The sequence below is a fragment of the Arthrobacter sp. UNC362MFTsu5.1 genome, from assembly GCF_000685965.1.
Lineage (GTDB): Bacteria > Actinomycetota > Actinomycetes > Actinomycetales > Micrococcaceae > Arthrobacter.
The window spans coordinates 87,598-99,597 of the sequence record NZ_JMLE01000008.1 but is presented as its reverse complement, the minus strand read 5'-3'; the positions used below and the strand labels follow the sequence as shown (position 1 = coordinate 99,597).

At 66.9% G+C, this 12,000-nt stretch carries 11 protein-coding genes; 8 read left to right on the top strand and 3 right to left on the bottom strand.

Annotation, left to right across the window (positions count from 1 at the left end; translation table 11 throughout):
- Positions 1-144: 144 nt before the first annotated feature.
- Positions 145-762, bottom strand: a complete 618-nt coding sequence (locus BS38_RS0109765) for an alpha/beta hydrolase (RefSeq protein ID WP_028270632.1) — start codon at positions 760-762, stop codon at positions 145-147.
- A 42-nt stretch (positions 763-804) separates the two neighbouring features.
- A complete protein-coding gene (locus BS38_RS0109760) occupies positions 805-2,025 on the bottom strand; it encodes a beta-ketoacyl-[acyl-carrier-protein] synthase family protein (protein ID WP_028270631.1) in 1,221 nt (406 codons plus the stop codon).
- 271 nt (positions 2,026-2,296) lie between these two features.
- Here BS38_RS0109760 and BS38_RS0109755 point away from each other — a divergent pair, with 271 nt between their 5' ends.
- The 7 genes from BS38_RS0109755 (at position 2,297) to BS38_RS0109725 (ending at position 8,219) form a co-directional block, all read left to right on the top strand.
- The gene (locus BS38_RS0109755) at positions 2,297-2,554 is read left to right on the top strand and encodes a DUF6458 family protein (RefSeq protein WP_028270630.1); all 258 of its coding nucleotides are present in this window, start codon (positions 2,297-2,299) and stop codon (positions 2,552-2,554) included.
- Between the two features lie 278 nt (positions 2,555-2,832).
- Positions 2,833-3,642: a DeoR/GlpR family DNA-binding transcription regulator gene (locus BS38_RS0109750; RefSeq protein ID WP_028270629.1), complete on the top strand. Its 810-nt coding sequence runs from the start codon at positions 2,833-2,835 to the stop codon at positions 3,640-3,642.
- Positions 3,639-4,637 (top strand): 1-phosphofructokinase family hexose kinase, encoded by a 999-nt coding sequence (locus BS38_RS0109745; protein ID WP_028270628.1) that lies wholly within the window; start codon positions 3,639-3,641, stop codon positions 4,635-4,637. Before BS38_RS0109750 ends, BS38_RS0109745 begins: the two co-directional genes overlap by 4 nt.
- Before the next feature lie 2 nt (positions 4,638-4,639).
- Positions 4,640-6,694 (top strand): PTS fructose transporter subunit IIABC, encoded by a 2,055-nt coding sequence (locus BS38_RS0109740; protein ID WP_028270627.1) that lies wholly within the window; start codon positions 4,640-4,642, stop codon positions 6,692-6,694.
- 56 nt (positions 6,695-6,750) lie between these two features.
- Positions 6,751-7,029, top strand: a complete 279-nt coding sequence (locus BS38_RS0109735; RefSeq protein WP_028270626.1) for an HPr family phosphocarrier protein — start codon at positions 6,751-6,753, stop codon at positions 7,027-7,029.
- 297 nt (positions 7,030-7,326) lie between these two features.
- On the top strand, positions 7,327-7,950 hold the full coding sequence (locus tag BS38_RS0109730; RefSeq protein ID WP_028270625.1) for an SRPBCC family protein: 624 nt from the start codon (positions 7,327-7,329) through the stop codon (positions 7,948-7,950).
- Between the two features lie 2 nt (positions 7,951-7,952).
- Positions 7,953-8,219, top strand: coding sequence for a DUF7218 family protein (locus tag BS38_RS0109725; RefSeq protein WP_028270624.1), 267 nt, complete (start codon positions 7,953-7,955; stop codon positions 8,217-8,219).
- Positions 8,220-8,263: 44 nt separating this feature from the next.
- Here BS38_RS0109725 and ku read toward each other — a convergent pair whose 3' ends face one another.
- A complete protein-coding gene (gene ku, locus BS38_RS0109720; protein ID WP_028270623.1) occupies positions 8,264-9,319 on the bottom strand; it encodes a non-homologous end joining protein Ku in 1,056 nt (351 codons plus the stop codon).
- A gap of 40 nt (positions 9,320-9,359) precedes the next feature.
- Between ku and BS38_RS0109715 the strand changes: the two genes are divergently transcribed.
- Positions 9,360-11,960, top strand: coding sequence for an ATP-dependent DNA ligase (locus BS38_RS0109715; RefSeq protein WP_028270622.1), 2,601 nt, complete (start codon positions 9,360-9,362; stop codon positions 11,958-11,960).
- Positions 11,961-12,000: the final 40 nt, after the last annotated feature.

The window sequence follows — 12,000 nt, the reverse complement described above, 5'->3', positions numbered from 1 at the left end:
AGCCCTTTCTTCTTCGGAAGTCGTGGGCCCGATACATGGCCGAAGAAGAGTGTAAGCGCTTACAAATTTAGCGCGCAACTGGTTTTACCTGCGGGTGCGGATTATTTCGGGCTTCCGAGGGAAACGACGCGCGCGCTTGGTCCCTCAGCGCAGGACGTAGTGGCGCAGGAAGGCGCTCACATCCACCATCTCCGCCTTGGAAATGGTGTGCCCCATGCCCGGGTAGGTGCGCGCCGTCAGCTGCGTGTTCCGGTTCAGCCAATCAGCGGTGTGCTCCACGGCGTCGTCATTGATCACCAGGTCGGCCTTGTCCCGGCCCCAAAAGAACGGCGGCTTGGCGTCGAACGATTCGCTCATGGCCAGCAGTTCGTTGTCCAGGACGAATCCGGACAACCCCACCACAGCCCGGAAGTCGTGGGGCCGGAGCCGCAGCAGCGTGCTGGCCATGGCCATGCCCTGCGAGAATCCCAGCAGGCTCACGCTGCTGTGCTGCGCCTTGACGGAGTTGATCCAGTCGAACACCTTGTTGCTGACCGAAATGACGTCGGCGAAGTCATGGGTCAGGAAATAGTCCAGCAGGAACCAGCCGTAGTCATCGCCGATCACTTTGGGCGCGCGCAGGGCGGCACAGGTGAACTCGGGCGGCAGCTGTCCGAACAGGTCCGACATGCGCACTTCGTCCGTGCCGTAGCCGTGCATCATCACCAGCAGCGGCGTGCCGGCGCGCTGGTTCTCCGGCCTGGACCATACGACTGTCTCCATCGCAACAGCCTAACTTTCCGCCGGCGGTCCCGGCGGCAGGCCTCAGCCTGCGGTGATCACCAGCGAAGCGCTGTGGCCGCCGAATCCGAAGGCGTTGGCAATGCCGGCCTTCCCGGCCGGCCCCGTGGTTGTCTCCGAAACGATGTTCAGGTGGATGTCCGGGTCCGGGTTGTCGAGGTTGAGGGTCCCCGGGATGGCGCCGGTACGCAGCGCCTGGATGGTGACGATGGCGCCGAGCGCCCCGGCCCCGCCCAGCAGGTGCCCCGTGAGGCTTTTCGTGGACGTGACGGGAACGGAAAGTCCGACGACGGCGCCGATGGCTTCCGCTTCGAGCCGGTCCCCCACGGGAGTGGACGTGGCGTGGGCGTGCACGAAGCCGATGTCCGCCCCGGTGAGTCCGGCCGCGGCAATGGCTTTCTGCAGGACGCGGCGCTGCATGGCGGGATCGGCCGCCACGATGTCCACGGCGTCGGAGGTGACGGCGCTGCCTGCGATCACGCCGAGCACTTCTGCCCCGCGGGAACGGGCGTGGTCCCCGCTCTCCAGCACCACGATCCCGGCGCCCTCGGCCATGACGAAGCCGTCGCGGTCCCGGTCGAAGGGCCGGGAGGCGGCCTGCGGGCTGTCGTTGCGGGTGGAGAGGGCCCTGATCTGCGAGAACCCGCTGATGGTCAGGCCGTTGATGCAGGAGTCCACTCCGCCGGCGATCACCACGTCGGCAGCCCCGCTGCGGATCATGTCGGCCGCCTGCGAGATCGCTTCGGCCCCGGAGGCGCAGGCGCTGACGGGAGTCCGCGCCCCGCCGCGGGCTCCGACGTCAATGGAGACCCACGCCGAAGGTCCGTTCACCATGATCCGGGTCAGCGTGTGCGGGGAGACCCGGCGGGGCCCCTTCCCGTCCAGGGTCCGGGTCTGCTCAAGGGTGGTGTCCAGGCCCCCATAGCCGGAACCGATCACGACGGCGAGCCGTTCCGGGTCAACCTCCGGCCGGCCGGCGTGCGCCCAGGCCTCGCGCGCGGCGATAAGTGCCAGGTGGCCGCAGCGGTCCATCCTTTTGTATTCCAAAGTGGACAGCAGTGACTGAACGTCCACCGAAACGCGTCCGGCGATGCGTACGGGGAGCCCCTCTGACCAGCCGTCGTCAAGGGCCACAATCCCGGAACGTCCGGCCAGGAGCGCGTCCCATGTTTCGCCGGCGGTCGAGCCGACGGGGGTCACTGCTCCCAGGCCGGTGACTACTACCGCGGGGACTTGTTCAGACATGGGTAACACTGCTCCTGGGGTCTGTGGACGCTGCGCGCTGTGTTCCGCGTGCGCAATCCACAGTACGCGCGGCACACGTCCGGCCGCCGGTGTTACTTCCCTCCGCAGGCAACATCCCGGTAAATAACGACTGTGACACGGCTCCGGCGCGCGCCTTCGGGTTCATTGAAACAGCGGGAAACGGGCTGTAGCCTGTCGCTAGACAGCATGCTGATCAAGTTTGCCGCACGTCTTTTTGCCCGCAGGTCCCCCGGACAGCTAGGAGCAAGTCATGAGAATCGGTTCCTCCATTTTCCTTATCGCCATCGGTGCCATCTTGGCCTGGGCCATCACCCCCGGCCTCATCCCCTATGTAGACCAGACCCTGATCGGGTATATCCTCATGGCCGTCGGCGTTATCGGCCTGATCGCATCGCTTGTGCTGGCCTCGCCGGGGCGCACCCGGCGGGTGAGCGAAACCCGTTCGGTGGTGGACCCGAACACGGGCGAGCGGATTGTCCGCAATGAGAGCCGGGACGGCAGCCTCTAGCCATGACCTTCCGGTCGCCTCCGTCCGCGGGAAGTTGTTCACGGACACAGGCGAACCGCACCATGAGTATCCCGGGAGCCGGGCCAGACCAACACGGTCGGGCCCGGCTTTCGCCGTCTAACGCCACACCGGAATCTGCGTTCGTGTTGTTTTCATTGACAAACCAACAGGAACAAAGATAAAGTCAAGCAATTCAACATCGTGTGATGGCAGTCACGGAAGCCGGTCGCACCAGCCAGCACCAGGAATACCAGCAGTATTTACGCAATGGAGGGTAAGTGTTCGCCGAGGAGCGCCAACAGCTGATCGCGGGTCTAGTCGCCGAAAGCGGCCGGGCCAGCGTCACTGCGCTTGCCGAGCGCTTCAACATCACCACCGAAACCGTCCGGCGCGACCTCGCTGCACTGGAAGCCGCCGGTACGGTACGCCGGGTCCATGGCGGCGCCGTCGCCCCGGACCGGATCAGCACCACCGAGGAAAGCATCCTGGAACGGACCGTGCAGCGGCAGCCGGAAAAGCTGCGCATCGCCGAGGCCGCCCTTGCTTTCATTCCGCAAAATCCGGCAGGCAGCATCCTGGTGGACGCCGGCTCAACCACTGAAGCGCTGGCCGACCTGATCGCCCTGCGCCTGTCCGACCCCTCGGCCGCCCCCGACTCCGGCGCGGAGAACGAACTCGTGGTCATCACCCACGCGATCCCCATCGCCGCCAAGCTCGCCGGTGAGCCGGGAATCGCCCTCCACCTGCTGGGCGGCCGGGTCCGCGGCCTCACCCAGGCTGCCGTGGGCCAGTCCACCGTGGACGCGGCCCATCGAATCCGTCCGGACATCGCCTTCATCGGCGCCAACGGAATCCACTCGGCCTTCGGGCTGAGCACCCCCGATCCTGAAGAAGCCGCCGTCAAAGCGGCCTTCGTCCAATCGGCACGCCGCATTGTGGTGCTGGCCGATTCGTCCAAGCTGGATGCCGAAACGCTGGTCCAGTTCGCCTCGTTGAAAGATCTGGACACCTTGATTACAGACAGTGAACCCAGCCCGGAACTGGCGGCGGCGCTTGCTGACGCCGGCGTGGACGTGGTGATCGCGTGATTGTCACCCTCACCGCGAACCCGAGCCTCGACCGCACCGTAGCCCTGCCCTCGCCGCTGCTCCGCGGCGAAGTACAGCGGGCCGTCTCCGTCCGCCAGGAGTCCGGCGGGAAAGGCGTCAACGTCTCCCGCGCCCTGGTGGCCTCCGGACTGGAAACCGTGGCCGTCCTCCCCGGCGGCGACTCCGATCCGGTCCTGGCGGGACTTCGTGAAGGCGGCGTCCCCTTCGCAGCCCTCGCCATCCACGAACCGTTGCGCACCAACGTGGCGCTCACGGAGCCGGACGGCGTCACCACCAAAATCAACGAACCCGGCCCGGTACTGAGCGAAGAGCAGCAGGAAGCCCTGATCGGGCTGCTGCTGGAGCGTTCCCGCGGTGCCAGCTGGGTTGTCCTCGCCGGCTCGCTCCCACCCGGAGTCCCGGCCGACTTTTATGCCACCGTCACCCGGCGGCTTCGCTCCACAAGCGCCGGCAACGGCACAACACAGTCGGCTCCGCTCATCGCCGTCGACTCGTCCGGCGCGCCCCTCGCCGCCGCCCTCTCGGGCGATGCGTCGGGCATGCCGGACCTCCTCAAGCCCAACGCCGAAGAACTGGCTGAACTGGCTGCCGCAGCCGGTTTCGCCACGGCGTCCACCGCTGACGAACTGGAAGCGGATCCGGAGGCTGCCGCGGCAGCCGCCGCCGCCGTCGTGCGTTCCGGTGTAGGTGCCGTGCTGGCAACGCTCGGTTCCAAGGGTGCGGTACTAGTGACGGCCGACGGCGCGTGGCTGGCCACGCACCCGCCGGTCAAGGCGGTCAGCACTGTCGGTGCGGGAGATTCCTCCCTTGCCGGCTACCTGCTCGCCTCCAGCCAGGGCGCCGCCCCGGCCGACTGCCTCCGTCAGGCCGTGGCACATGGTGCCGCTGCCGCCTCCCTGCCGGGCTCCACAGTCCCGGCGGTCCACCAAACCACCCCTGATGCCGTAACCATCACGGCCCTCCGGAAGGACTGACAGTGACTCAGCTCATTACTACTGATCTGGTCGAGCTAGACCAGAACCTGGGCAATTCGCCCGAGGACGTGATCCGCCATCTGGCCGGCAGGGTTGCCGCCACCGGACGCGCCACCGAAGCCGAAGGCCTCTTCACGGACGCCTTTGCCCGCGAATCCAAGACCGCCACCGGCGTGCCCGGCGGAATTGCCATTCCGCACTGCCGTTCCACCGCGGTGACGGTGCCCACCCTGGCCATGGCCCGGCTGTCCCAGCCCGTGGACTTCGGCGCCAAGGACGGCCCGGCGGACCTGATCTTCTTCATCGCAGCCCCCGAAGGCGCGGACCAGGAGCACCTGAAGCTCCTGTCCAAGCTGGCCCGCTCGCTGATCAAAAAGGACTTCACCGCTTCCCTGCGCGCCGCCACCACCCAGGCCGATATCGTCGAACTCGTCGAGGGCGCCCTGGCCGACAAGCCGGCCGCCGCTGCCGAGCCCGCAGCAGCAGCCGCAGCGGCCGCACCGTCTGCCGGCGCCGCAACCGGCGCCAAGTCCGGCGGCCCCAAGCGCCTGGTGGCCGTGACGGCGTGCCCCACAGGCATCGCCCACACCTACATGGCCGCCGATTCACTGGTTGCCGCAGCCAAGGAAGTCGGCGTTGACCTGCAGGTGGAAACCCAGGGCTCCTCCGGCGCCAAGCCGCTGGACCCCGCAGTGATCGCAGCCGCCGACGCCGTGATCTTCGCGGTGGACGTGGACGTCCGCGGCAAGGAGCGCTTTGCCGGCAAGCCGGTCATCAACGCACCCGTCAAGCGCGGCATCGACGAACCGGACAAGATGGTGCAGGAAGCACTGGCCGCGGCAGACAACCCCAACGCCCGCCGCGTACCGCACTTCGGCGCCGAGGAGCAGGCTGAGGCAGAAGCCACCGAAAAGGGCGAGCACATCGGCCAGAAGCTGAAGAAGGCGCTCCTCACGGGCGTCAGCTACATGATTCCGTTCGTGGCCGGCGGCGGTCTGCTGATCGCACTGGGCTTCCTGATGGGCGGCTACCTGATCACCCAGTTCGCCGACGTCATTGTGGTGGACAACAGCATCTTCAACCTGCCCACCGAATACCCTGAAAACGCCTGGGGCCCGCTCGGCGCCTACCTCGGTGCCGTGCTCTTCAAGATCGGTGCCCTCTCCCTCGGCTTCCTGGTCCCCGCCCTGGCCGGTTACATCGCCTACGGCATCGCCGACCGCCCGGGCATCGCACCGGGCTTCGTGGCCGGCGCCGTGGCAGGGTTCATGGGTGCAGGCTTCCTCGGCGGTATCGTGGGCGGCCTCCTGGCCGGCTACATCGCCCACTCCATCGGCCAGATCCAGGTGGCCCGCTGGCTGCGCGGCCTGATGCCCGTGGTGATCATCCCGCTGGTGGCCTCCCTGGTCGCTTCCGGCCTGATGTTCCTGATCCTGGGTGCTCCGATCGTCGCAATCACCAAGGGCCTGAACGGCTGGCTCTCCGGCCTCACCGGCGCCAGCGCCATCGCACTGGGTGTCATCCTGGGCCTCATGATGTGCTTCGACCTCGGCGGACCGGTCAACAAGGTTGCCTACTCGTTCGCCGTGGCCGGCCTGGGCGCCGCAACCCTGGACAACCAGGCCCCGTGGCAGATCATGGCAGCCGTCATGGCCTCGGGCATGGTTCCGCCGCTGGCCATGGCCCTCGCCTCCACCGTCCTGGACAAGAAGCGATTCAGCCTGGCCGAGCGTGAAAACGGCAAGGCCGCCTGGCTGCTGGGAGCGTCCTTCATTTCCGAAGGAGCCATCCCGTTCGCCGCAGCCGATCCGCTCCGCGTCATCCCCGCCAGCATGCTCGGCGGTGCCGTGACCGGCGCCATCTCGATGGCCGCGGGCGTCGGATCGAAGGCACCGCACGGCGGCCTCTTCGTCTTCTTCGCGATCGACAACTTCGTGATGTTCGTTGTGTCGATCCTCGTGGGCACCGTCATCACCGCCCTGGCAGTGATCGCCCTCAAGCGCTGGGCCGTCCGCAAGTCCGTTGATACCGTGGAGCCGGTTCCAGTAACTGTCTGACCCGGTTCGGTATTCTGACCAACCACCTGTCTCGACCTGATCACCAAGGAGCACACATGTTCGAACGCACCGCCACCATCGCCAGCCGCGTGGGCCTGCACGCCCGCCCCGCAGCCATCTTTGCCGAGGCAGCCGGCGAGTACCCGCACGAGATCACCATTGCCCGCCAGGGCGAACCGGCTGACGAGGCCATGGACGCCGCCAGCATCCTGTCCCTCATGAGCCTGGGCGCCTCGCACGGCGACGTTGTGGTCCTCCGTGCCGAGGGGGACGGCGCCGACACCGCGCTGGACCACCTGGTCCAGATCCTGGAAACCGATCACGACGCCGAGTAGCGGCATGGCGGGCTAGTACAGTCCGCTTCCGGTACGGCAACCAGCGGCCGGCCCGCTGCGCCACGGTCCTTTGACGGGAACGCGGCGCACGGGCCGGCTGCTGCGTTTAACTCCCCGGTTTCGTTCACTGTTTAGCTCCCTGTTTAACTCCGGGTTTAGCTCCCGGCAGGCTTAACTAAGCCGGCTTAGTACATTCCTTGTTTTTGCCTGACGGCCCCGTTAGCGTGGACAACGTGGCGACACGCCGTTCAACAGACCCATTCGGGGCATGACCCCGGGCTGAAAGAGGATGAGACAGTGGCTACCCTGCAGGAAACCATCGAGGTGGATGTTCCCGTGTCCACCGCCTACAACCAATGGACCCAGTTCGAATCATTCCCCGAGTTCATGAAGGGCGTGGAGTCCGTCGAACAGATCGACGAGACCTCCCTGCATTTCCGGACGGACATCGCTGGAGTCAGGCGCGAGTACAACGCGCAGATCACCGAGCAACTGCCGGACCGGCGGATCGCCTGGGTCAGCACGGACAAGCCGCGCAACGCCGGTGAGGTCACTTTTGAATCCCTCGGGCCGGAGCACTCCCGGGTCACCGTGGCAGTGGAGTGGGAGCCGGAGGGGCTGGTGGAGAAAGCCGGCTCGGCAGTGGGCGCGGTCAGCCACCGGATCAGTGCCGATCTCAAGCGGTTCAAGCACTTCATCGAATCACGCGGCATTGAAACGGGCGCCTGGCGTTCTGCCGTGGACCACGGAGAAGTGGAAGAAACCGAGGAGGAGGCAGGCTTTGCGGCGAACGCCCCGGCGCACCACGCACACCTGCACCACGCATCCCCGCAGCCGCCGCATGCACCCACGCCTTCGCCGCAGCGTCCGGCCGGGGTGGACCCTTTCATTGACGACGCCGAACCATCAGATCCGAACTGACCATGCCTGAGAAAAAGAACCCCAGCCTCAAGGACCCGGAACTGTACGAGGAACTGCGCGAGGACGGCGCCTCGAAACAAAAGGCCGCCCGGATTTCCAACGCCGCCGCACAGAGGGGACGCTCCGCAGTGGGCCGCAAGGGCGGCAAAGCCGGCGACTACGAGGATTGGACGGTGGCCCGGCTCAAAGCCAAAGCCAAGGAAATAGGGCTTAAGGGTTACTCTGCCAAGAAGAAAAGTGAGCTCATCTCAGCTCTTAGGAACTCCTGACCGCGGCAGCAATGGGCTACCGAACCGGCCAGTGCACCGCAGAGTCAGGCCCTTTTACGCCTGCTCTTCGCCGGTTCCTTGGCCGCAGGTTCCGCCGCAGCCGCCTTGCTGGCCGTCGTGGCGGGAGCCTTGGCAGCGGCCGTCTTGGTGGCCGTCGTCCTGGCCGGAGTCTTGGCGGCGGTCGTCTTCGAGCGGGCGGTAGAGGCCTTGGCGCGCGTGGTTTTTACGGGAGCTTCGTCAGTGTCGGCGTCGTCAGTGTCGGCGTCGTCGCTGTCAGCCGCCCCGGATCCGCCCGCAGCCTTGGCCGCGCCGCCGCTCCGCTTCTTTTCCAGGCTTCGCTTGAGTGCTTCCATGAGGTCGATAACCTCACCCTGCCCGGTCTCGGCTGCCTCGGCACCGAACGTCTTTTCCGTGTCCAGGGACTCGCCCTGCTCGATCTTCGCGTCGATGAGTTTGCGGAGCTGCACCTGGTAGTCGTCGGTGAACTGGCCGGGCTCAAAATCTCCGGCCATGGAGTCAACCAGGGCCGCGGACATCTCCCGTTCCTGGGCGGAGATCCGGACGGTGGTTTCCAGGGCGGGGAAAGCCGGTTCCCTGACTTCGTCCGCCCACAGCAGCGACTGCAGCACCAGGACGTCGTCCTTGATCCGCAAAGCGCCGAGCCGGGTCTTCTCCCGGAGGGCGAACTGGACCACGGCCACACGGTCAGTGTCCTCCAGCGCCCGGCGGAGGAGGACGTACGCCTTCGGGGATTTGGAATCCGGTTCCAGGTAATAGCTCTTCTCGAACATCATGGGATCGAGCTGCTCGGACGGGACGAACTGGACCACCTCGATCTCGTGGCTGCTCTCCGCCGGGATGGACTTGAGCTCGTCCCGGGTGAGGATCACCGTGCGGCCGTCCTCCTCGTAGGCCTTGTCGATGTCCGCATAGTCCACGATCTCGCCGCAGACTTCACAGCGGCGCTGGTACCGGATGCGCCCGCCGTCGGCGCCGTGGACCTGGTGGAGCCCGATGTCGTGATCCTCCGTGGCGCTGTAGACCTTGACCGGCACGTTGACCAGCCCAAATGCGATAGCGCCTTTCCAGATGGCTCTCATGGATCAAGTGAACATCAGAGTTGCCCGGAGGTGAAGACTTTTGGCCGGCAGTAGGGAACGTGTCCGGATCCAGGGCCGCGAACTGGTGGTCACCAACCTGGACAAGGTGATGTACCCGGAGACGGGAACCACCAAAGCCGACGTCCTGTCGTATTACACCGCCGTAGCGCCGGTCCTGATCCCCGCCGCAGTGAACCGGCCCGCCACGCGCAAGCGCTGGGTGAACGGGGTGGGCACCGCCGAAGCGCCGGGCGAGATGTTTTTCCAGAAGAACCTGGAGGACTCCACGCCCGGCTGGATTCCGCGCGCCTCGATCCGGCACAAGGAGCGCACCAACCAGTACCCGCTGGTCAACGACGCCGCCACCCTGGTCTGGCTGGCCCAGATGGGCTCGCTGGAAATCCACGTCCCGCAGTGGCGCGTGGACCCGCACGGCAATCCCATGAATCCCGACCGGCTGGTGCTGGACCTTGACCCCGGCGAGGGCGCCGGGCTGGCCGAGTGCGCCGAAGTGGCACGGCTGGCCCGCGCCATCCTGAAGGACGTCGGCCTGGACCTTGTGCCGGTGACCAGCGGCAGCAAGGGCATCCATCTGTATGCCGGCCTCGACGGCACACAGGGCTCGGAGCAGATTTCCGAGTTCGCCCACGAACTTGCCCGCGCCCTGGAGGCTGACCACCCGGACCTTGCCGTCAGCGACATGAAGAAGGCGCTCCGCACCGGCAAGGTGCTGGTGGACTGGAGCCAGAACAACGCTGCCAAGACCACCATCGTGCCGTACTCACTCCGCGGCCGGCTCCGGCCCACCGTGGCCGCGCCGCGCACCTGGCGGGAGCTGGCGTCCCCCGCACTGAGGCAGCTGGACTACAAGGAGGTTATGCGGCGGGTCAAGGACGGCAAGGACCCGTTCGCAGGGGTTTCCGCAGGCGGCGGCCATGTGCAGGGCCATCCCGACGGCGGGGGTTCCGGCGGCCACGGGCACGGCACCGGCGGGCAGGGCACCAGCGGGCACGGCACCAGCGGGCACCGCGGCGGCGGAACGCCCGACGGCGGCAGAACCGACCCGAGGCTGGAGAAGTACCGCTCGATGCGGGATCCGGAAGGGACACCGGAGCCGTTCAGTGCGGACCGGCTCCGGGCGGACCCCGCCGCCGGCACCATAAGGGAAAGGTTTGTGATCCAGGAGCACCATGCCAGCCGGCTGCACTTTGATTTCCGGCTGGAGCGGGACGGCGTGCTGGTGTCCTGGGCGCTTCCGAAGGGCGTGCCCGTCACCGGGGCGCAGAACCACCTCGCGGTCCAGACCGAGGATCACCCGATGGACTACCTCGATTTCGAGGGCACCATCCCCAAGGGCCAGTACGGCGCCGGGAGCGTCAGCATCTGGGACCACGGCTACTACGAATGCGACAAATGGATCGCGGGCAAGGAAGTCATTGCCACCCTCACGGGGTCTGAAGGCGGCGGCCTTGGCGGTACCAAGAGGTTCGCGCTGATCCGGACATCCCGGGACAGCGACGCCTCCCAACGGCCGGAACAAGCGCAGTGGCTGATTCACCTGATGGACCGCAAGGGGCACGCTGCCCCGCCAGCGCCAGGCGCTGCTGCCGGCTCAAGCACCCGGAAAGAAGCACAGGAGGAGGACGGGCCGCCGCCCGCACCCTCGCCTTCATCTGATGCCCCGCCTGTTTTCTTGCCAATGCTGGCTAGCGCCGGGACCCCGGCCGACCTTCGTGGCTTGGACTGGCAGTTCGAACTGAAATGGGACGGCGTCCGGGCACTCATCATCCGCGACGCAGACCGGATCCGGCTCATCAGCCGGAACGGGAACGACGTGTCCGCCAGCTACCCGGAGCTGACCGACAGCGCCTGCTGGCCGGAGCAGGACTTCACCGCCGACGGCGAGATCGTCGCCGTCGGGCCCTCCGGGCGGCCCGATTTCGGGCTGCTGCAGACGCGGATGAAACTGACCAAAGCGGCCGACGTCGCCAGGGCCCGGGCGGGGACGCCCGTCCGGCTGATGGTGTTCGACCTGCTCTCCGACGCCGGCGAGGACCTCCGCAGGCTGCCTCTCCGGAAGCGCAGGGTGCGGCTGGAGCAGTTGGATTGGCCGTCCGGTTGCCCCGTGCACCTGTCCGAAGTCCTGGACGACGATGTGGAGCACATCCTGGAAAGCGCCCGGGAACTGGGGCTTGAAGGGATCATGGCCAAACGCCTTGACGGACGCTATGTCAGCGGCGGCCGCAGCCGGTCCTGGTTGAAGCTGAAGTTCGAGCGCACCCAGGAAGTGGTGGTGGGCGGCTGGCGCCCCGGCAGGGGGTCCCGGAACAGCTCCGTGGGCTCAGTGCTGGTGGGCATCCCCGACGGCGGCACGCTGCGGTATGTGGGCCGCGTGGGCAGCGGATTCAGCGACCGGGAGCTGACGGAGCTGCGGCTCCAGATGGACACGCTGGCGAGGAAGACCTCGCCTTTCACCGACGTCCCTGCCGCCGATGCCTCCGACGCGCACTGGGTCAGTCCCGAACTGGTGGGCGAAGTGACCTTCGGGGAATGGACCGGCGGCGGGAAGCTGCGGCACCCGGTGTGGCGGGGCTGGCGACTGGACAAGAACGCCGACGACGTCGTGGCCGAATCCGGCTGACGCCAGGGACGCAGTAAGCCGGGATTCAGGAAATCCCGGA

Bases quoted from the DNA above. Each gene is read 5' to 3' on its own strand.
- BS38_RS0109755 (WP_028270630.1), top strand. From the start codon at position 2,297: ATGAGAATCGGTTCCTCCATTTTCCTTATCGCCATCGGTGCCATCTTG.
- BS38_RS0109725 (WP_028270624.1), top strand. From the start codon at position 7,953: ATGCCTGAGAAAAAGAACCCCAGCCTCAAGGACCCGGAACTGTACGAG.
- BS38_RS0109735 (WP_028270626.1), top strand. From the start codon at position 6,751: ATGTTCGAACGCACCGCCACCATCGCCAGCCGCGTGGGCCTGCACGCC.
- BS38_RS0109760 (WP_028270631.1), bottom strand. From the start codon at position 2,025: ATGTCTGAACAAGTCCCCGCGGTAGTAGTCACCGGCCTGGGAGCAGTG.
- BS38_RS0109765 (WP_028270632.1), bottom strand. From the start codon at position 762: ATGGAGACAGTCGTATGGTCCAGGCCGGAGAACCAGCGCGCCGGCACG.
- ku (WP_028270623.1), bottom strand. From the start codon at position 9,319: ATGAGAGCCATCTGGAAAGGCGCTATCGCATTTGGGCTGGTCAACGTG.